This window comes from Pandoraea nosoerga, from assembly GCF_902459585.1.
Taxonomy (GTDB): Bacteria; Pseudomonadota; Gammaproteobacteria; order Burkholderiales; family Burkholderiaceae; genus Pandoraea; species Pandoraea nosoerga.
Genome location: NZ_CABPSC010000004.1, coordinates 26,955 through 46,067, shown reverse-complemented (window position 1 = coordinate 46,067; position 19,113 = coordinate 26,955). Strand labels below are relative to the sequence as shown.

The following is a 19,113-nucleotide window of genomic DNA, read 5'->3' as shown; positions in this document are numbered from 1 at the left end:
GGAGGCTCATATGAGTTCCCTGCTTCGTAGCATCTTCGCCATCTCCTCGCTGGCCGCTCTGGCCGCTTGCTCCTCGGGTGTGAAGCTCGACGACCAGGCTAACGCCAACAAGGGTCAGACCACGACCGACGCGCGCGCCGTCACCCCCGTCGACGCCTCGGCCGCCGAACTGAACAACCCGAACGGCCCGCTCGCCAAGCGCAGCGTGTACTTCGGCTTCGACAGCTATGCCGTCGACAGCCAGTACTCGCCGATGCTCCAGGCGCACGCCAACTTCCTGAACAAGTACTCGCAACGCAAGGTGCTGCTCCAGGGCAACACCGACCCGCGCGGTACGAGCGAGTACAACCTGGCGCTGGGTCAGAAGCGTGCCGAAGCCGTCCTGAAGACCATGACGGCCCTGGGCGCCAACGCCAGCCAGATGGAAGCCGTTTCGCTCGGCAAGGAAAAGGCCACCGGCACCGACGAAGCGACCTGGGCACAGGATCGTCGCGTCGATCTGGCTTATTGATTGAATCGTCATGACGTCTCGTTTGCTTAAAAACCTGATTTGCGCGGCGACGCTCGGCACTGCGGTGCTGAGCCCGCTCGCGCATGCCGGATTGTTCGACGACGACGAGGCGCGCAAAGCGATCCTCGATATCCGTAGCCGTCTGGATGCGGACAAGCAACGGATCGAGGGGCTCACGCGCAACGTGCTGGATTTGAACAACCAGATCCAGCAGTTGCAGCGTGATCTGGCCGACCAGCGCGGCCAGAACGAAGATCTGAAAAACCAGCTTGCGAACCTGCAGCAAAGTCAAAAGGACTTCTACACCGATCTCGATGGTCGTCTGAAGAAGTTCGAACCGCAGCAGATGACCGTCGGCGGTGTCACGGGCACCGTCCAGCCGGGCGAAAAAGACGTCTTTGACGCCGCGCTGACGAAATTCCGCAACGGTGACTACAAGGGGGCGCAAACGGCATTCCGGACCTTCGCAGCCAAGTACCCTGACAGCCCGTATCAACCCGAAGCGCAGTTCTGGCTTGGCAATGCGCAGTACGCCAACAAGGATCTGAAGGGTTCGACCGCGACGCTGCAGGCGATCGTGACGAAGTACCCGACGAGCCCGAAGGCCGCCGAGGCCATGCTGGCGATTGCCAGCAACCAGGCGGAATCCGGGCAGACTGCGGCAGCGAAAAAAACGTTGCAGGAATTGATGGCCAAGTACCCGGACACCGAATCCGCAGCGGAGGCCAAGAAACGTGCGGCCAAGCTGAAGTAGAACGCCCCTCGGCCGGCTGCGCGAACCAGCCTGCCGTGTGAGGACACTCGTCAAACGAACGACGCCGCCTTCAGGGCGGCGTTGTCGTTTCCGGGCGTCGGGCGAGACCTCAAGTAGAATACGGACTTTCCAAGCGTTCGAGGCGCGGCGCCTGAAGGGGATGCGCGCGGGCCGATGGCTCGCGTGGCATGGCGAGCGCGCCCATGACGGGTCCGCGCAAGGCCTGCGCGGCGCGTCCGACAATAACAAAGCGACCACGCCCCGTGGCTCGCACAAATGCACCGAACGGCCGGTCGCGGCCGATACGTCTCTTTGCCTCCAGTCTCATGACCGACGTCGATCTCACCGCCCTCTCCCACACCGTCGTGTGGCTCACCTTTGGTCTTGCCTTCGTGTTCGGCGCCGTACTGCAGCGCACGCATTTCTGCACGATGGGCGCGCTCTCCGACATTGTGAACATCGGCGACTGGAACCGCATGCGCATGTGGTGGCTTGCCATCGGCGTGGCGACCATCGGCACCGGCGTGCTCGCCTCGCAAGGCGTCATCGATCCCGTGAAGGCCATCTACACGACGCCGCGCTTCACATGGCTGTCGTATCTGGTGGGCGGCTGGTTCTTCGGCTTCGGCATGGTGCTCGCGTCGGGTTGCGGGAGCAAGACGCTCGTGCGCATCGGCGGAGGCAACCTCAAGTCGCTGCTCGTTTTCGTGATGATCGCGGTGTCTGCCTACATGACGCTCAAGGGTGTCTTCGCGGTCCTGCGTGTGGCCGCCATCGACAGTGTGCAAACGACGTTTGCCACCTCGCAGGATCTGCCGACCCTGCTCGGCGGCGCCTTCGGCGGCGACGTGCATCGCGCGCAACTCATTCTGGGCCTGATCGTCGGCGGCGCCTTCGTCGCGGCGGCCGTGGCCCGGCGCGAATTCTGGACGTTCGACCACCTGCTCGGCGGCCTGGTCGTGGGCGCGATCATCGTGGCGCTGTGGTACGTATCGGGCAAGGTCGGCTACGTCGCCGAGAATCCGAACACGCTCGAGGAGAGTTTCGTCGCGACGAACTCCGGCAAGATGGAAGCGCTCTCGTTCGTGTCGCCGCTCGCGTACACGATGTACTGGCTGATGATGTGGAGCGACACGAGCAACGTGATCACGCTGGGCATTGCGAGTGTACTGGGCGTGATCGCGGGGTCGTTCGTTTATGCGCTGGTCTCGCGCACGTTCCGCTGGGAGGGTTTCCAGGGAACGGAAGACACGGCGAACCACATGGTCGGGGGCGTGCTGATGGGCTTTGGCGGCGTGACGGCGCTGGGCTGCACGGTCGGCCAAGGCCTGTCCGGCGTGTCGACGCTGGCGCTCGGCTCGTTCGTCGCGATCGCCGCGATTCTCGTGGGCGGCGTCTGCGCATTCAAGTACCAGATGTGGCGCATTGAACGCAGCGTTTGACCGGATATTGCGCATCGCGCGGGAAATTGCGTCGAAACGGACATATCTGAGTCGCACACATCTTGACACTATAACGAGCACGACGCTATAATCTTTTTCTTCGTTGGGTCGTTAGCTCAGTTGGTAGAGCAGCGGACTTTTAATCCGTTGGTCGCAGGTTCGAATCCTGCACGGCCTACCAGAATACGTAAGGGGTTGCGAGAAATCGCAGCCCTTTTTTGTTTTCCGCCCTTTCCCCCATTCTTGCAACTGCCCTTTGGGGCCCATTTGGGTCGCGGGCCCCGATCGTGCGGGTGACGACGAAGTCCGCCTTCGATGGCCGCCGCAACCCGCCGCTCAGGCTTTGGGCCGACGCAGATCGAACATCGGTCCGATCTCGGCATAATCGCCGAGGTAGCCCGCCCGCATGACGGGATGCGCCTTCGCCGTATCGAACAGGCCGTCCTCGCCCAGGTATTCGCGGCGGATATGCACACCGACCACTTGCCCCAGCGCCAGCCAGTTGTTCATCGGTTTGCCCTCCAGGTCGTGCATGCGCACGATTTGCAGCAGCCTGCACTCGAGTGACGCCGGCGATTCGGCCACGTGCGGTACGGCGACATTCACGCCGGGCGCCTTCGTGAGGCCGGCCAGTTCGAACTCGTCGATCTCGGGCCCCGCCGGCGCGGACGTGCGGTTCATCTGCCCGACGAGCGACTTGCTCGTGAGATTCCAGACGAACTCGCGCGTGGCTTCGATGTTGGCGATCGAATCCTTGTAGCCTTCGCTGCAAAAGCCGATGATCGGCGGGAATGTCGCGAACGCGCCGAAGAAGCTGTACGGCGCGAGGTTGACCCGGCCCTCGGCGTCGCGGCTCGAGATCCAGCCGATCACGCGCGGCGCGACAATGGCCTTGAACGGATCGTGCGACAGGCCGTGGCCCTTGGCGGGGTCGTAAAAGTGAACGTCGTCGTTGGACATGGCAGAAAGCATGAAAAGAGATGCGCGACAGATGTAGGCGAAAAATTCAAGCGAGATGATGCCAGGGTTCGCGGCGCGGCTCGCCCGTGCAGGCCGCGAATATCAGCGTGCCGCCCCGCGCCCGAGGCGCAAAATCAGATCGCGGTGCGCGGGCCACCGTGCGGCCAGCGCCGCCGGGTCCGCCATCTCGAAATCCTCGAATGCGAAGCCCGGCGCCACCGTACAGCCAACTAGCGAAAAGCGCGACGCCGGTGCCGGCTGCGCGGCAAACCAGTGACCGGCACGCACCACATGCTGCAAACGTTCGCCCGCCGAAATGCGGCTGCCGAGCGCCGTCGTCGTCAGTGCGCCATGAGCGTCGATCTCGTGGACCCAAAGCGCGTCGCCGAGATGGAAGTGCCATATCTCGTCGCTGCGAATACGATGAAACGCCGAGAAGTCGCCCGCTTCCAGCAGATAGAGAATCGCGGTGCTGACGCTGCGCGGGCCCGAAAAGCCCGGCGGCAACGCGTTCGCCTCGATCGTATCGGCCGAGCGATACGTCTCCCGATAAAAGCCGCCCTCGGGGTGCGGTTGCAATGCGAGTGAAACAACGAGCTCGGCGGCAGGCGTCATGGGCACTCCAGAGTCGATGCGAAAAACGGCAGCAAACACCCCACACGATAGCGCATTGCCGCCGGACTCTGCTGATCGACCCGGCGCATACGCGGCGCGGTTCATTGAACAAAACAGAGATTCCGACACGTAAAACCGCGTGCGGCGTCGGGCAGCGGCACCAATGCGCGCCAGACCCGCGCAAATCAAGGGGCGGACGCCGGCGCTCCCACGGCCCGACGCGAATCGTCGATTTGTGCGACGATTCGCTTGTTGCGTCGCGTCAGGGCGGCGCGTTTTTCATTGTCCGCGCCGCAACGGCGCCGTCCGACCATGCCCGCCAAGCTCAAGATTGATTTTGTCTCCGACGTCGCCTGCCCGTGGTGCGCGATCGGCCTTGCCTCACTGAAGACCGCGCTCGGGCGCCTGGGCGACGAGGTCGACGCCGACCTGAGTTTCAGTCCGTTCGAACTCAATCCCGACATGCCCGTCGACGGCGTGCCGCTCGCCGACTACATGGCGCGCAAGTACGGCCTCTCGCCAGAGCAGATGGCGCAGAACCGCGCGAACATCAGCGCCCGCGCGGCCGCCGAAGGCTTCCCGATGCGCCTCGATCTGCGCACGCACGCCTACAACACGTTCGACGCGCACCGCCTGCTGCACTGGGCCCAGACGATCGGCAACGACAAGCAGCTCGCACTCAAGGAAGCGCTGTTGCGCGCCTATTTCGTCGAAGGCAAGCGCACGAGCGATCCGGAAGTGCTGGTCGAGGCCGTGCAACGAGCCGGGCTGGACGCGGCCCGTGCGCGCGAGATCCTGGCCTCGCACGAGTACGCCGAGCAGGTGCGAGCGCTGGAGCGCCACTACCAGAATCTCGGCATCCGTTCGGTGCCCGCCATCATTTTCAACAATCGTCATCTCGTGAGCGGCGGCCAACCGCCGGAAGTCTTCGAGCAGGCCATCCGCCAGATTCTGGCCGAGGGCTGATCGCCATGTCGTCGCATCCTCCAACCGCCGACGCAACGGCGGCCGGCGCGCCGCTGTCGGTGCAGCCCCACGAGCCGCCGGCCGCCGGCCGCGGCCTGGCCATGACGGCGATTCTGCTCGCCGTCTCCCTCGCCAGTCTCGACACGGCCATCGCCAATACGGCGCTGCCACAAATGGCGCTCGATCTGAAGACCACGCCGTCGGCGTCGGTGTGGATCGTCAACGCGTACCAGCTCGCGATGGTGGCAACGCTGCTGCCGTTCGCCTCGCTCGGCGAGCGCGTCGGCCACAAGCGGGTGTTCATGGCGGGCGTGGCGGTGTTCCTCGTGGCGTCGCTGCTGTGCGCGCTCTCGCCGACGCTCGGCTTTTTGGCAACGGCGCGCCTGCTGCAAGGCGTGGGCGCGGCCGCCGTGATGAGCGTAAACATCGCGCTCATCCGCTTTCTCTATCCGGCGCACCAGCTCGGACGCGGCGTGGGCCTGAACGCGCTCATCGTCGGCATCTCGTTCGCGGTGGGGCCGACGATCGCATCGCTCGTGCTGGCGTTCGCGAGTTGGCCGTGGCTGTTCCTGATCAACGTGCCGACGGGGCTGCTGGCGCTGGCGTTCTCGCGACGCAATCTGCCCGACACGCCGCGCAGCGAGCACCGGCCCGACATGGTGGCGGCCCTGCTCAACGTGGGGACGTTTGCGCTGCTGATCTTCGCGCTGAGCCAGAGCGCACAGCAAGCCGACTGGCATCTCACGCTCGCATGCTTCGTGGGCGCGCTCGTGTTCGGCTGGGCGCTGATCCGGCGCGAGCGCGGGCATCGCGCGCCGATGCTGCCGGTCGACCTGCTGCGCCTGCCGGCCTTCGCGCTCTCGACCGTGACGGCCATCTGTGCGTTTGCGACGCAGGGCCTCGGTCTGGTGTCGCTGCCGTTCTATTTCGAGAACGTGCTGCATCGCAGCCCGATCGAGACCGGCTTCCTGATGACGCCATGGCCGTTCTTCGTGGCGGCGATCGCGCCGGTGGCGGGACGTCTCTCCGATCGCTACCCACCCGGCGCACTCGGCGCCATCGGTCTGGCCATGCTCAGTGCGGGCATGGCCTTGCTGGCCATCATGCCGGAGCACGCACAGCTGTGGGATATCGGCTGGCGCATGGCGTTGTGCGGTCTGGGCTTCGGCTTCTTCCAGTCGCCGAACCTGAAGGCGTTCATGCACAGCGCGCCGCCCGAGCGCAGCGGTGGCGCGAGCGGCATGGTGGGCACCTCGCGACTGCTCGGCCAGGCGACGGGCGCCGCGCTGGTCGCCCTGGCGCTCGGTCTGGCGGGCACGCACGGCTCGACCTGGGCACTGGCGTGGGGAGCCGTGTTTTCCGCGGCGGGGTGTATTGCGAGCGCAATGCGGTTGATGGGCAAGCGCGCGCATTGATCCCGTCCGGCGTCAGTGGGATGCAAAGCGCCGCCGGGTGCGGGGCTTTGCCGGGGGCCTTTGGGAAAACGTGGCGGCCAGTCGCGTTGGGGCAGTTCACGACGGGCAGCGCTCGACAACGCCGGTATTTCGTGGCGCGCTCGCCGTCGGAATGTCATTCAGACGAACATCGAACCGGGACACGGGTAACACGCCGTTTTTTGCGGCGATGAGCTCCGCCAAAATCGACACCGCGATCTCCGGGGGCGTTTTGCTACCGATGCCAATGCCCGCGGGCCCTCGAAGTCGCTGTATTTGTTCTGCCGACAGGTCAAACTCTCGCAGGCGTTCGCGCCGCGCAGCATTGTTCCGCCGTGAACCAAGCGCTGCGACGTAAAACGCGGGGCTCCGGAGTGCTTCCATTAGCGCCAGGTCATCCAGCTTTGGGTCGTGGGTCAACGCGATGACTGCCGTTCGGACTCGTGATGGGCGCTACCTTGGCCTGTGTGATGTATGCCTTCGGCGTCACGGGCGACATTGTTTTCCTGTGCGCGGCGTTGCTGGGAATGGTGCTGGGCGCCGAGTTCGACGTATTGCGTTTTTTACTGAAACGCTATTTCGGAATGAAAGCGGCGCCCAGCCAGTGATATTGCCGCTTCGGACGTTCAACATTCGCACGTCTAGGCTGGCCTTGGCGATGAGGCAAGCCATGTCGGTCTGAAAGGGTCGTTACGCACAAAGCGATGCTCGTGCAGTTTCAGAGCGACACATGGCAAGGCAGCCGCTGGGGCATCCAGGGCTTGGAAGAGCCGGGTGGCGGATTGAAGGCCCTGTTCCGTCACGAGAATGGCTTCACGGTCAGGGCGGGAGCTCGACCTCTGGACACCGTTACGTCATGACGGCGCAAGGGATGGCGATGCCGACAACGACACCGATGGCTGCGCGTTCGTCCTGCGATTACGCCGCCTGCGCAGGCAGTGCGGGCACGTGCATCACGCGCGGTGGCGGCAGCCTCGTGACGGCGTGCATCTGCGCACGCAGCCAGTCGCGTGGACTGGCGCCGGTCTTGCGCCGGAACGCCCGCGCCAGCGCCGACGCACTGTCATAGCCCACTTCCTCGGCCACGCGTGCGATCGGCTGACCGTCGCGCAAGCGCTTCTGCGCGAGCCCGATACGCCAGTCGAGCAGATAGTCCGCAGGCGACTGCCCCACGATTTCGCGGAACTGCGCCGCGAAGTTGGCGCGTGACATGTTGGCGGTGCTCGCCAGCGATTCGACGGTCCAGGGCTCGCCCGGCTGGTTATGGATGACGTGCAGCGCACGTGCAAGACGCGGATCAGCGAGCCCGGCGAGCATGCCGTGGCTCACGATACGCTGCTCCAGCACATGGCGCAGCAGTTGGATGACCAGCAGCTCGAACAGCCGGTCCATCACCGCGAGACGTCCGCACTGGGCGCCGAACGCCTCGGTGAACAGCCAGTTCAGCGTGAGCTCCAGCGTGGAGACCGATTGGGTCGGAAGCACGAGATACTCGGGCAGCGCGGCCACGAGCGGATTGTTGTGGCCGCCGTCGAACGACAGCGACCCGCACACGAGCTCGGCGCGCTCGCCTTCGCCGGCCAGCAGTTGGTGACGGTTGCGGCGAGGAAAGAAGATGAGCGACGGCTCGAGGATGTCCTGCCGCGAGCCGTCTTCGAGAACCAGTTCGACTTCGCCGGCACGCAGCAAATGCAGATGCCCGCCGTCGTGGGCGTCGACACCATAGCTCACAAGGCCGCACAGGCCGCCGCTGTGGAATACGCCGGCGCGAACGCCGAAATTCGAAATCAGGGTGGAGAGCCGATCCATGACGCACTCATGACGTTAACCCGGTGCGCCAATTATGGAGGATTTATCCAGGCTTTGCTGCGACCGGCTCCGCCCTGCGGCACCCCTCATGTATCCCTCATGCGTCCCTCATGTGCGCCTGCGCACCTCTTATGCAGCCCTTGCGGCTGCCTTATGCGCGGCCATCGTTCGCATCCACCGCCGTACCGATCTCCGAGCGGACATCCGCACGCGAGCGGCCTACCGACGTGCGCTGCTGCAGTAGCGAGGGATAGGTGTCGAGCGACTGGTCGAGCCGGCCGGACGCGCGGGCCTGGCGCAGTTCCTCGCGCACCTGCGCGCGCGTGAGCCCCTGCGAGGCAGAGGGTTGGCCGGCATCGGCCACCTGCGTTTGGGCAAACGCCGGCGCGCAGGCGAGCGTGGCGGTAGCAATGAGGGCAGCGGCAAAAAGACGAGCGTTCATGATGATTCTCCTTTCCGTCGGCGTTTCGCGCTTAGCGAATGCCGGGTGTCATTCCGTCGGGCGCCGGTTCCTGGCGTTGGGTTCGGCGCCGCTTGGCATGATTGAAGATTACGAAAGGACCGCTCTGATTTCGCGGCAGCGCGTCTGCAAGATGCAACCGATCGTCCAGAAGTCGCCGTCGCCATTGGCCTACCCTATCGGCACGATAGAGAACGCCGATGCCACCCGTTGCGGGAGGGGAAATTGGCTGAGAAGATGGCAACGCCGGCGCGCCGACGCCGGAGTCGATGGAAAGCCGCCCGATCAGGTCGTGGCCGTGCGCCGCTTGACCTTGATGTCGGTGATCGGAATGGCCGCCGCAGCGTCGCCGAGCAGGCGGCGTAACACACCGGGTCTGTCGACCAGATCGGCCAGCGTGTATCGATCGAGTACGTCGAAGTAGGCGCGCAGCGCCTCGCCGAGCACGCCGCGCAGGTTGCACGCCGAGGTGATGACGCAGGCGTTCTCGCCCTGATGAAAGCACTCGACCATGGCAAAGTCGGGCTCCATCGCCCGCACCACTTCGCCCAGCCCGATGCGCTCGGGCGGCCGCCCCAGGCGAATGCCGCCCGAACGGCCGCGCACGGTATGCAGGAAACCCAGCTGACCGAGCTTCTGCACGATCTTGACAAGGTGATTCTTGGGAATGTCGAAGGCGTCGGCCACCGCCTGCACGTGCACCAGCTCGTCGGGATGTACCGCAACGTAGATCAAGGTGCGCAGGCTGTAATCAGTGTGGTCGGTGAGTCGCATGTCACGGCCCAGACATCGGCGGGAACGGGCGGGCGGCATACCGGTGCGCCGCTCAGCATAAGGATGCGAGGCAGTTTAACATGGCCCGCGCAGGCATCTTATCGCCGGGCGGCGCCGGCGAGCGCGGCCGGGAGCACGAACGCAGGCGGTTGGGAGAGTCGGAGCCGGTCGGCCTCGTCGCCCGGCGCGAGGCCGGGCTATGGAACGAACGCCGCTCACCAGCGCACCGTCACACCCCCCATCCAGGAATTGTCATACGTCTGTGGATTGAGGCCGCGCCGGTAGCCAGCGTCCAGGTCCAGCCAAGGCTTCGGGCTGTAGATGGCTCCGACGATCATGAACGCCGGATGGGTGCGTTGCGAGAAATCGGGATTCTGCTGCGTGCCGACGTCGACGATCAGTTGCGTCGAGGGCAGCACCCGGTAGAGCACCGCGCCCGACACCTTCCACAACGATTGACGCTGCCCCTGGCGATTCGGCTGATAGGCAGCGCCCGCGTTGAAAAGAAAGGTCCAGTCGTCGAGCACGTACTGGGTGAGGAGCGTGGCGCCGCCATTGACGCGGCCGCTGCCGAGGCCCCGCTGGTCGTTGCCGGTCGGGAACGTGAGATACGGCTTGAGACCGATGCTCAACGCGCCGTCGTCGTAGACGCGCCATTTCGCGCCGGCCTCCACGTCGCCGAAGCCGCTGCCGGCCGAATCGGAGCGGGTCTGGACATTGGTGTACGGCGCGTTCACGTACAGATCCAGCGTCTCGCCCACGCCGCGCGTGAGCGTGCTGTTCCACAACGTCTGACGCCCGGTGTCGGGCTGCTTCGACGTGACTTCGCCGTTCGATTCGAATTGCCAGCGGCCGTTGCCTTGCGTGCCGGTGTCGTCGGTCACTAGCGGATGGGCGGCGAAGGCGCTGAGCGGACAGAACAGCGCAAGGCAGGCCAGACGGGTCATTGCTTTCATCATGAGTCGTTCTCTGTCTTGACTTGTGCCACCCGGGGCGTGATTTGCCCCCGGGTCGCGTGTGAGTGGGATGCCCCCGGGAAGGCAGGGCGTCATGGATGGCTTCTTCGAGAGGCGGGAGTCGGCGACGACTCAGAACCAGCGGCCGAAGCGGCGGATGTAGATCGTCTTCACGGTCTGTGCGAGCGCGATGTAGCCGAACATGGTCGCCACCAGCCAGTAGAAGTACGAGTACGGCAGGCTGACGAAACCCAGCGCGCTTGCGAACGGCGAATACGGCAGCCAGCACGCGATGGCGATTGCCACCGTGGTCGAGAGCATGATCGGCAACGCCGGCGTGCTCTGCAGGAACGGGATCTTCTGCGTGCGCAGCAGATGCACGACCAGCGTCTGCGAGACCAGTCCCTCGATGAACCAGCCGGAGTTCATGATCACCTGACCGGCATCGCCGCCATGGGCGTGATACAGCGCGCCGGCGCCGAAGACCGTCCACATCAGCGCATAGGTCGTGATGTCGAACACCGACGAGGTGGGGCCCAGCCACAGCATGAAGCGGCGGATGTTGCCCGCATCCCACTTGCGCGGTTTCTTCAGGAACTCCGGATCCATGCGGTCCCACGGCAGGAACATCTGCGAGATGTCGTACACGAGGTTCTGGATGAGCAACTGCATGGCGAGCATCGGCTCCCAGGGCAGGAACGCGCTCGCCACCAGGACCGAGAACACGTTGCCGAAGTTCGAGCTGGCCGTCATGTTCAGGTACTTGAGGATGTTCCCGAACGTCTCGCGGCCCTTGATCACGCCTGCTTCCAGCACCATCAGGCTCTTCTCGAGCAGGATGATGTCGGCGGTTTCCTTGGCGATGTCGGCGCCGGTGTCCACCGAGATGCCCACGTCGGCGTCGCGCAACGCGGGGGCGTCGTTGATGCCGTCGCCCAGAAAGCCCACGGTGTGGCCGTTGGCCTGCAGCGCCTTGACCACGCGTGCCTTGTGCAGCGGTGCGAGCTTGGCGAAGACGGTCGTGCGTCCGACCGCCTCGCGCAGCGCCTCGTCGCTCATCGGCTCGATGTCGCTGCCGAGAAGCGGCGTGCCCGGCTCCAGTCCGACCTGACGGCAAACCTTCATCGTGACGATAGGGTTGTCGCCGGTGAGCACCTTCACGCTCACGCCGTGATCGCGCAGCGCGGCGATGGCCGGTGCGGCCGAGTCCTTCGGGGGATCGAGGAAGGTGAGAAAGCCGCATACGGTGAGCCCGGCCTCGTCGGACGTCTGGTATTGCGCCTTGGTCTGGCCAGCCGGAATGTCGCGCGTGGCCACGACAAGCACGCGAAAGCCGTCTTCGTTGTATGCCTCGGCGCGCGCGAGCAGCATGGCGCGCGCCGTGTCGTCGAGCACGCGCACGCCCTGGGGCGTTCTCACGTGCGTCGACACCGAGAGCATTTCCTCGACGGCGCCCTTGGTGACCATCAGGTGCTCACCGCGCTCGTTGGCGACCACGACCGACAGACGGCGACGCTCGAAGTCGAACGGCAGTTCGTCGATCTTCGCGAACGTGCGCGGCTGCACCGACTCACCGATCTCGTTGGCGCGGCGGATGATGGCCACGTCGATCAGATTGCGCTGACCGCTCTGGTGATAGCTGTTGAGCCAGCCCAGACGCAACACGTCTTCGTGCTCGTCGCCCGTCACGTCGAGATGCTGCTCCAGAATGATGCGGTCCTGCGTGAGCGTGCCCGTCTTGTCGGTGCACAGCACGTCCATCGCGCCGAAGTTCTGTACGGAGTTCAGCCGCTTGACCACCACCTTGCGGCGCGACATCGCCAGTGCCCCACGCGCGAGGTTGGCGCTCACGATCATCGGCAGCATCTCCGGCGTGAGACCCACGGCCACGGCCAGCGCGAAGGTCAGCGCGCTCAGCCAGTCGCCCTTGGTCAGGCCGTTGATCATGAACACGACCGGCACCATCACGAGCATGAAGCGGATGAGCAGCCAGCTCACGCTGTTCACGCCGCGATCGAAGCTCGTCTCCACGCGCTTGTGGCTGACCACGTTCCTGGCCAGTGCGCCGAAATAGGTGTCGCCGGCAGTCGCGACGACCACGCCCGTGGCCGTGCCGCTCACCACGTTCGTGCCCATGAAGCAGATGTTCGAGAGATCGAGCAGGCTGGCGTTGCCTGCCTTGCCGGCGCTCGCGGCCGAGATTTCGGCGGACTTCTGTGCGACGGCGCCCAGCGTGTCGTACTTCTCGACAGGCAGCGCCTCGCCGGTCAGCACGGCCTGGCTGATGAAGAGGTCGCGCGACTCGATCAAACGCAGGTCGGCCGGGATCATGTCGCCGGCCTGCAGCGTCACGATGTCGCCCACGACCAGCTCGCGCATGGCGACTTCGTGACGCTCCGGCTTGCCCGATACGGTCACGCGGCGGCGCACGCTCGCGGTCGTGCGCACCATCGCCTTGAGCTTCTCGGCCGCACGCAGCGAACGAAACTCGGAGAAGAAGCGCAGCAGTCCGCTGATCGTCACCATCGTGAGCAGGATGATGATGCCCTTGTAGTCGTGATCGTCGGGCGCGGCGAAATAGACGTCGGTGAAAAAACTGATGACGGCCAGCACGAGCAGCACCATCACGAACGGATTGCGGAAAGCGCCGAAGAGCTGCACGATCCAGTGCGGTGGCTTGTCGTGGGCGATTTCGTTGGGGCCGTAGCGAGTCTGCCGCTGGCCGACTTCGGCGAGCGGGAGGCCACGCAGATCGGTGCCCAGTGTGTGGAAGACGTCGTGCAGCGGCTGGGCGGCCAGCCGGGTGACGGCGTCCGGGCCCGAGAGCGGGCGGTCTGCCTGTGTCGAGTGTTCGACGAAGCCACGTTGCTTGTGGCGCGAACGAAGGTTCTTGGTCATGACGATTTCCTGGCGCGGCTTATGCTGGCATGGCGGCCGGCCGGCATCGTCAGGCGCTACCGAAAATCGTCTCTCCGGAAATAAGCGCGAACGCACCCAGCCGCGCCGCGCGGCGCGCGGTCGGTGAAAACGGAACGGCAAAGGATTGGCATTGGATTGCCCGCCGGAGAGTCGTGCGTCGCGCGCACGATTCCGGCGGGCCACATTCGGCTACTGTCGTCGTCCATATCGGCTCCTTGTGGTATTCGGTTACGCTCGTTCGGCAGCGGCAAGCGCCCTGCCCCGGCTAGCGCTCGGCGCCGGTGTCGCGCCGCTCAGGCGTGCGCGGCCGTGGCGGCTGCGCACGCGCTGCACTGGCCATCGTCGGACCAGAACACGCGGCGCACGCTGCGCTCACCCGACAGACGCATGACGAGAGACGTGAGCGAGGCGCGCGAGGCCTGCGGGCAATCGAGCGTGACCGTGGCCGAGGCCACGTCGCGATCGCTCCAGTGCGTAATGCTCACGTGCGTGGCGCGCAGGCCGAGTGCGGTGAGATCGATGAACATCTGCTTGCGCAAGGCGCCGAGCGCCTCGGCCAGACAGACGATGGTCAGACGCGACACCGGCGTGGTGCGCGTCGGGTGGCTCTGGAAAGCCTGGAACGTTTGAAAAGCACGCATGGTTTCCTCGCATGGCAGCGAATCGCCCAACCGCGGGGGGATGGACGGCCGGCGCGTACCTGCGCGTCGTGGCATGCGGGAAAACGCACGCGCAACGACAGCGCCCGTTACGGGCACGGCGGTGGAAATTTCTGCGGGAATGACGCCGGGAAGATTACGCTCGGGCGAGCGTTCGGGTGGCGCAAGACACCGCATCCTGCTTGAGGACGCGGCACAGGGAATGGCTGTGGATCCTCAGGCAATCAGTCGATCAACGGTCGACTACAACTGGCATCGGTATTCACGGACAAACCCCTCGAATGAAGACAGGGCGGATGGTAACTGAGCCGAATTTGAAGCGTCAAGCGGAAATTGCTGCGCCGCAACCAGTGCGGTGCCATGGTTTGCGCATCGCCCTCGCCGCCCGCACCGGCCCGTTGCGAGGCCCATCGCGAGGCCCGGCGCGAGATTCAGCGAGATTTAGCGGGACTCAGTGGGATTGGCGGGACGGGTGCGGCGAAGGCAAAGCGCAATGCGATATCGGCCATCTCCCAAAACCGATATGGCGCCGACGGGACATTTCACGGCGTCGCCGCGGCGCTCACTCGTTCTCTTCGAAGTAGTGGCCGAACTTGCGCTGCTTGGTGCGGATGTAGCGTTCGTTTTCCTCGCGCATCGGGATATCGAGCGCGACGCGCTCGCACACCGGGATGCCGTGCTTGGCAAGGGTGTCGAACTTCTTCGGATTGTTGCTCATGAGGCGCACCGAGCTTACGCCGAGAATGCGCAGGATAGCGGCGGCGGAGTCGTATTCGCGGGCGTCGTCGGGCAGGCCCAGATCGAGGTTCGCCTCGACGGTGTCCCGCCCCTGCTCCTGGAGCAGATACGCCCGGATCTTGTTGCTCAGGCCGATGCCGCGCCCTTCGTGACCGCGCAGATACAGCATCACGCCGCGCCCGGCCTCGGCGATCTTGCGCATGCCGGCGTCGAGCTGTTCGCCGCAATCGCAGCGGTAGGAGCCGAAGACGTCCCCCGTCAGGCACTCCGAATGCAGACGCACGAGCGTGGGCGTGTCGCCGGCGACGTCGCCCATCACCAGTGCCAGATGTTCGTTATCGCTGCCTTTGACGCGAAACGCGTGAGAGGTGAAGGTGCCGTAGCGGGTCGGCAGCGTCGCCGATGCGACGAGCTCGACACACTCGCCGGCGTCGCGCGCGGTCGTGGCGGAGGCAGTACCAGGGGACTTCATGATGACGTTCAAACGGGCCGAAATTGGGAATGGCGAGCCACCGGGCAGCGGTGGCGTGCGCTAGGAGTGTACCGCCATTTCGGTTTTTCGGCCGGCCGCGCCATGCAACACACTGTTGCATGCGGCCAGCGGCGCGTGCGCGTATTGCGCAAAAGCGCGGTGGCGGAGGGCAGCCGGAGTCGAACCGACCTGGGAGCGGCTGACGCCCCCAACCGGGTTTGAAGCCCGGCCGCATCACCGGATACGGATGCCTTCCCTGGGATGAAGCATGAACGATACTTTCGAGACCTACACGACGCCCCACACGACACCGGGGCGCTGAACGTGCAGATCGCCAACGCGGCGAGTATAGCCCGCACGATCGAAGAACTCCAGAATCTGAATGGCGCGCTTGCGCCCGAGCCCGGTGGCATCGCGAAACGCCCCCGCCTCCACCTTGCCGTCGGCCTGCACGATCAGGTCGGCGAGCGCTCGCACACACGCGTCGTCGTAGAACAGGTCCTTCACGATCTGATGAACGCGTCCCTGGCGCGCCAGCTTGCGCAGCACCGAGCGCACCCGGTCTTCATGCACGTTCAGCTCGCGCCCCATGTCGCGCACCCACGGCGGATCGAAGCGCCCCTGCGCCACCCGCGGCAAGAGCGCCTGCGCCAGTACCGTCTCCTCGTCCGTCATCTCGACGCGGTGCGACGGCAGGTGCAGCCATGCGCCCGTTCGCGCCAGCGCGCCGTCGGTCAAGAGCGCCTGCACGATCACGCGCCAGCGCGACGCCTCCAACGTCGGCCACGTCATTCGCCCCAAGCGAGCCACGTCCAGGCCCGGCTCGTCCGGCACGCGTGCGTGGTAGTCGCGCAGCGCCTCGAGCACGCGCGCACGCAACGTTTGCCACGCCGGCGGCGCGAACGCGAGTGACTGGCTCTCGGCGCCGGCAAGCACCACGGCACTCGACGGCCACCGCCATTGCCCAGGCGGCAAGCCGGTAATCGCCACCACCTGTGCGCTCGTCAGGCCAAACGCCGACTGCGCCAGCAAGGCATCGAGCCCGCCGTCGTCGAGAAACGCCGCCATGGCATCGAGCCACGCCAGCCGCGCTGGCGAGCGCCGCTTGCGCTCCGGCGCCGCCGGATCGAGCACACGCCCGCCGCCAACGGTCGCCGTCGCCTGCGGATTGCGCACGATGAAGCGATCGCCCGGCATCGTGCAGACCGGTGTGTCGAACACCAGTTGCACGCGCATCTTGCCGCCAGGCGAGAGCGTGTCGCCGTCGAGCAGCACCGTGCGGGCCTGCACGTGCGTCGTGCCCAGATGCACGTGCAGCGGAAACCATTGCGAGAGCGGCGCATTGCCGTCGAGCCAATGCAGTTCGACGTCGACATGCCTGGCGGGCTTCGATAGTCCGGCCGCGACGATCCAGTCGCCGCGCCCGAGCTGATCACGCTCCACGCCCACGAGGTTCAACGCGCACCGCTCGCCCGCGCGCCCGGCCTCCACCGGCCGGTTCTGCGCATGAATGCTGCGCACGCGAGCGGGCAGCCCCTGCGGCATCACCGTCAGCGTATCGCCCACGCGAACCGTGCCCGCAAAGGCCGTGCCTGTCACCACGGTGCCGTGACCGGCCAACGTGAAAACCCGATCGACGGCAAGACGAAACACGGCGTCTTCACGACGCGCGACGTGAGCGGCACGGTCCGCCGTCCCCTCGCCTTGCATCGCCAGCGCCGCCTGCACCAGATGCTCGCGCAGCGCCGCAGTGCCCGCGTCCCCCGGCGTCGTCGCCGACACCGGCACGATGGCTGCCTGCGCCAGCGGCGTGCCCGCGAGGAACTGCGCGATGTCCCGCGCCACCTGCGCGAGCCGAGTCGCGTCCACGCGATCGGCCTTGGAGAGCGCCACCACGCCGCGCCGCACGCCGAGCATCGTGAGAATGGCCAGGTGCTCGCGCGTTTGCGGCATGATGCCGTCGTCGGCGGCGATCACCAGCAACGCATAGTCGATGCCGACCGCGCCGGCCGCCATCGTGTGAATCAATTTCTCGTGCCCCGGCACGTCGATGAAGCCGAGCACCTCGCCGTCGGGCAACGGCGTGTATGCATAGCCGAGTTCGATCGAAATGCCGCGCGCCTTCTCTTCCTTGAGACGGTCCGTGTCGACGCCGGTCAGCGCACGAACGAGACTCGTCTTGCCGTGATCGATGTGCCCCGCCGTACCGACGATCATGCCCGCAACTCCGCAAATTGCAGCGCGAGACGCGCTTCGTTGTCGGGCGCCAGGCAACGCAGGTCGAGCCACAGCGTCTGATCGGCGATGCGGCCGATGACCGGATACGGCAACGCACGCAGCGCCGCTTCGAGCTTCGCCAGCGCACGTCCGCCGCCGCGCTTGCCCCCGCCCGCCGGTGCGATCGCCAGCCCGTAGCTCGGCAACTGCTCGACGGGCAGCGCGCCGCTGCCGATCTGGCTGACCATCGGCGCCGGGGCGACGGTATAAGCCTCGCCCAGCGCTTTCGCGAGTACCGGCGCAAGGCGCTCCGCCTGGGCGGCCATCTCGGCGCGCGAGCGCGTGAGCAGGCGCAGCGTGGTGAGCCGCTCCGGCAGATGCTCGGGATCGCGGTAAAGGCGCAGCACCGGCTCCAGGGCGGCCAGCGTGAGCTTGCCCACGCGCAGCGCGCGCTTTAGCGGATGCCTCTTGATCTTGGCGATGAGCGCCTTGCGGCCCACGATCATGCCCGCCTGCGGGCCGCCCAGCAGCTTGTCGCCCGAGAACGTGACGAGGTCCGCCCCGGCGGCGATCGTCTCTTGCACGGTCGTCTCGTGCGGGAGTCCCCAGCGCTCGAGCGGCGCGAGCGTGCCGCTGCCGAGGTCGACCGCTACGGGAACGCCGTGCGGCTTCGCAATCTGCACGACCTCCGCCACGCTCACACTTTTCGTGAAGCCCGTGACTTCGTAGTTGCTGCAATGCACCTTCATGAGCAGCGCCGTCTTCTCGCCGATGGCATCGCGATAGTCGGCCGCGTGCGTGCGATTGGTCGTGCCGACTTCGACGAGCTTCGCTCCCGCGTGCGTCATGATGTCGGGAATGCGAAACGCGCCGCCGATCTCCACCAGCTCGCCGCGCGAGACCACGACTTCGCGGCGTTTCGCGAGCGTCGCCAGCATCAGGAGCACGGCTGCGGCATTGTTGTTCACGACGGTCGCGGCCTCGCCGCCGGTCAGCTCGCACAGCAAGGGCGCGATGAGATCGTCGCGGTCGCCCCGCCCGCCCGTGGCGAGATCGAACTCCAGATTCGCCGGCGACGTGAGCGCCTGCATGACGGCTTCGAGCGCCGAGTCGGGCAGCAACGCCCGGCCGAGATTCGTGTGGAGCACCGTTCCCGTGAGGTTGAACACCGGGCGCAGAGCGCTCCGGTTGCGCGCCGCGAGCGATTGCGAAACACGCCCCGCGAAGGCCGCGGATGTCACCGCCTCACGCGCCAGCGCGCCGGCCAGCGCAGCGGCGCGGCACTCGTCGAGATCGCCGCGCAATGCGGCGGTCACTTGTGTGCGGCCAAACTCGGCGAGCAGCGCCTGGAACTCGGGCATGCCCAGCAGCCGGTCCAGCGACGGCAGATCCGACGCCCTGGCCAGCTCACGATCATGCTCGACCATT

17 protein-coding genes, 2 tRNA genes and 1 pseudogene are annotated in these 19,113 nt (G+C 65.9%); 7 read left to right on the top strand and 13 right to left on the bottom strand.

Annotated elements, in window-relative coordinates:
- The first annotated feature begins 10 nt into the window (after positions 1–10).
- The 4 genes from PNO31109_RS06975 to PNO31109_RS06960 all read left to right on the top strand — a co-directional run bounded on the left by PNO31109_RS06975 (position 11) and on the right by PNO31109_RS06960 (position 2,888).
- Entirely contained in the window at positions 11–511 is a 501-nt protein-coding gene (locus PNO31109_RS06975; RefSeq protein WP_150554895.1) for an OmpA family protein, read from the top strand.
- A 10-nt stretch (positions 512–521) separates the two neighbouring features.
- Positions 522–1,265 carry a tol-pal system protein YbgF gene (gene ybgF, locus PNO31109_RS06970; protein ID WP_174966309.1) on the top strand — a complete coding sequence of 248 codons (744 nt, stop codon included), beginning with the start codon at positions 522–524 and terminating at the stop codon, positions 1,263–1,265.
- A 326-nt stretch (positions 1,266–1,591) separates the two neighbouring features.
- Positions 1,592–2,707 carry a YeeE/YedE family protein gene (locus tag PNO31109_RS06965; protein WP_150554894.1) on the top strand — a complete coding sequence of 372 codons (1,116 nt, stop codon included), beginning with the start codon at positions 1,592–1,594 and terminating at the stop codon, positions 2,705–2,707.
- 105 nt (positions 2,708–2,812) lie between these two features.
- Positions 2,813–2,888, top strand: a tRNA-Lys gene (locus tag PNO31109_RS06960).
- Positions 2,889–3,043: 155 nt separating this feature from the next.
- Here the strand turns inward: PNO31109_RS06960 and PNO31109_RS06955 are convergent.
- On the bottom strand, positions 3,044–3,667 hold the full coding sequence (locus PNO31109_RS06955) for a flavin reductase family protein (protein WP_150554893.1): 624 nt from the start codon (positions 3,665–3,667) through the stop codon (positions 3,044–3,046).
- Between the two features lie 102 nt (positions 3,668–3,769).
- The gene (locus PNO31109_RS06950; protein ID WP_206111156.1) at positions 3,770–4,288 is read right to left on the bottom strand and encodes a cupin domain-containing protein; all 519 of its coding nucleotides are present in this window, start codon (positions 4,286–4,288) and stop codon (positions 3,770–3,772) included.
- A gap of 306 nt (positions 4,289–4,594) precedes the next feature.
- On the opposite strand from PNO31109_RS06950, the gene PNO31109_RS06945 reads away from it, so the two are divergent.
- Both PNO31109_RS06945 and PNO31109_RS06940 read left to right on the top strand, forming a co-directional pair.
- On the top strand, positions 4,595–5,248 hold the full coding sequence (locus PNO31109_RS06945; protein WP_150554891.1) for a DsbA family oxidoreductase: 654 nt from the start codon (positions 4,595–4,597) through the stop codon (positions 5,246–5,248).
- A 5-nt stretch (positions 5,249–5,253) separates the two neighbouring features.
- On the top strand, positions 5,254–6,663 hold the full coding sequence (locus PNO31109_RS06940) for an MFS transporter (protein WP_150554890.1): 1,410 nt from the start codon (positions 5,254–5,256) through the stop codon (positions 6,661–6,663).
- 189 nt (positions 6,664–6,852) lie between these two features.
- Here PNO31109_RS06940 and PNO31109_RS06935 read toward each other — a convergent pair.
- Positions 6,853–7,119, bottom strand: a pseudogene (locus PNO31109_RS06935) (XdhC family protein); the annotation flags it as partial.
- A gap of 8 nt (positions 7,120–7,127) precedes the next feature.
- On the opposite strand from PNO31109_RS06935, the gene PNO31109_RS21875 reads away from it, so the two are divergent.
- Positions 7,128–7,289, top strand: a complete 162-nt coding sequence (locus tag PNO31109_RS21875; RefSeq protein ID WP_174966308.1) for a hypothetical protein — start codon at positions 7,128–7,130, stop codon at positions 7,287–7,289.
- Between the two features lie 310 nt (positions 7,290–7,599).
- On the opposite strand, the gene PNO31109_RS06930 is transcribed toward PNO31109_RS21875, so the two are convergent.
- The 10 genes from PNO31109_RS06930 to selA form a co-directional block, all read right to left on the bottom strand.
- Positions 7,600–8,490, bottom strand: a complete 891-nt coding sequence (locus PNO31109_RS06930; protein ID WP_150554889.1) for an AraC family transcriptional regulator — start codon at positions 8,488–8,490, stop codon at positions 7,600–7,602.
- Positions 8,491–8,641: 151 nt separating this feature from the next.
- The gene (locus PNO31109_RS06925; protein ID WP_150554888.1) at positions 8,642–8,932 is read right to left on the bottom strand and encodes a DUF4148 domain-containing protein; all 291 of its coding nucleotides are present in this window, start codon (positions 8,930–8,932) and stop codon (positions 8,642–8,644) included.
- A gap of 303 nt (positions 8,933–9,235) precedes the next feature.
- Positions 9,236–9,724: an Rrf2 family transcriptional regulator gene (locus tag PNO31109_RS06920; protein WP_150554887.1), complete on the bottom strand. Its 489-nt coding sequence runs from the start codon at positions 9,722–9,724 to the stop codon at positions 9,236–9,238.
- Between the two features lie 215 nt (positions 9,725–9,939).
- Positions 9,940–10,680 (bottom strand): transporter, encoded by a 741-nt coding sequence (locus PNO31109_RS06915; protein ID WP_150555132.1) that lies wholly within the window; start codon positions 10,678–10,680, stop codon positions 9,940–9,942.
- 132 nt (positions 10,681–10,812) lie between these two features.
- Positions 10,813–13,578, bottom strand: coding sequence for a magnesium-translocating P-type ATPase (gene mgtA, locus PNO31109_RS06910; protein WP_150554886.1), 2,766 nt, complete (start codon positions 13,576–13,578; stop codon positions 10,813–10,815).
- 314 nt (positions 13,579–13,892) lie between these two features.
- The gene (locus tag PNO31109_RS06905) at positions 13,893–14,240 is read right to left on the bottom strand and encodes a hypothetical protein (RefSeq protein WP_150554885.1); all 348 of its coding nucleotides are present in this window, start codon (positions 14,238–14,240) and stop codon (positions 13,893–13,895) included.
- 580 nt (positions 14,241–14,820) lie between these two features.
- Positions 14,821–15,468, bottom strand: coding sequence for a GTP cyclohydrolase II (ribA, locus tag PNO31109_RS06900; protein ID WP_150554884.1), 648 nt, complete (start codon positions 15,466–15,468; stop codon positions 14,821–14,823).
- 160 nt (positions 15,469–15,628) lie between these two features.
- Positions 15,629–15,724: transfer RNA gene (locus PNO31109_RS06895), tRNA-Sec, on the bottom strand.
- 32 nt (positions 15,725–15,756) lie between these two features.
- Positions 15,757–17,685: a selenocysteine-specific translation elongation factor gene (gene selB / locus PNO31109_RS06890; RefSeq protein ID WP_150554883.1), complete on the bottom strand. Its 1,929-nt coding sequence runs from the start codon at positions 17,683–17,685 to the stop codon at positions 15,757–15,759.
- Positions 17,682–19,112, bottom strand: a complete 1,431-nt coding sequence (gene selA / locus PNO31109_RS06885; RefSeq protein WP_150554882.1) for an L-seryl-tRNA(Sec) selenium transferase — start codon at positions 19,110–19,112, stop codon at positions 17,682–17,684. The genes selB and selA overlap by 4 nt, the downstream gene beginning before the upstream one ends.
- Position 19,113: the final 1 nt, after the last annotated feature.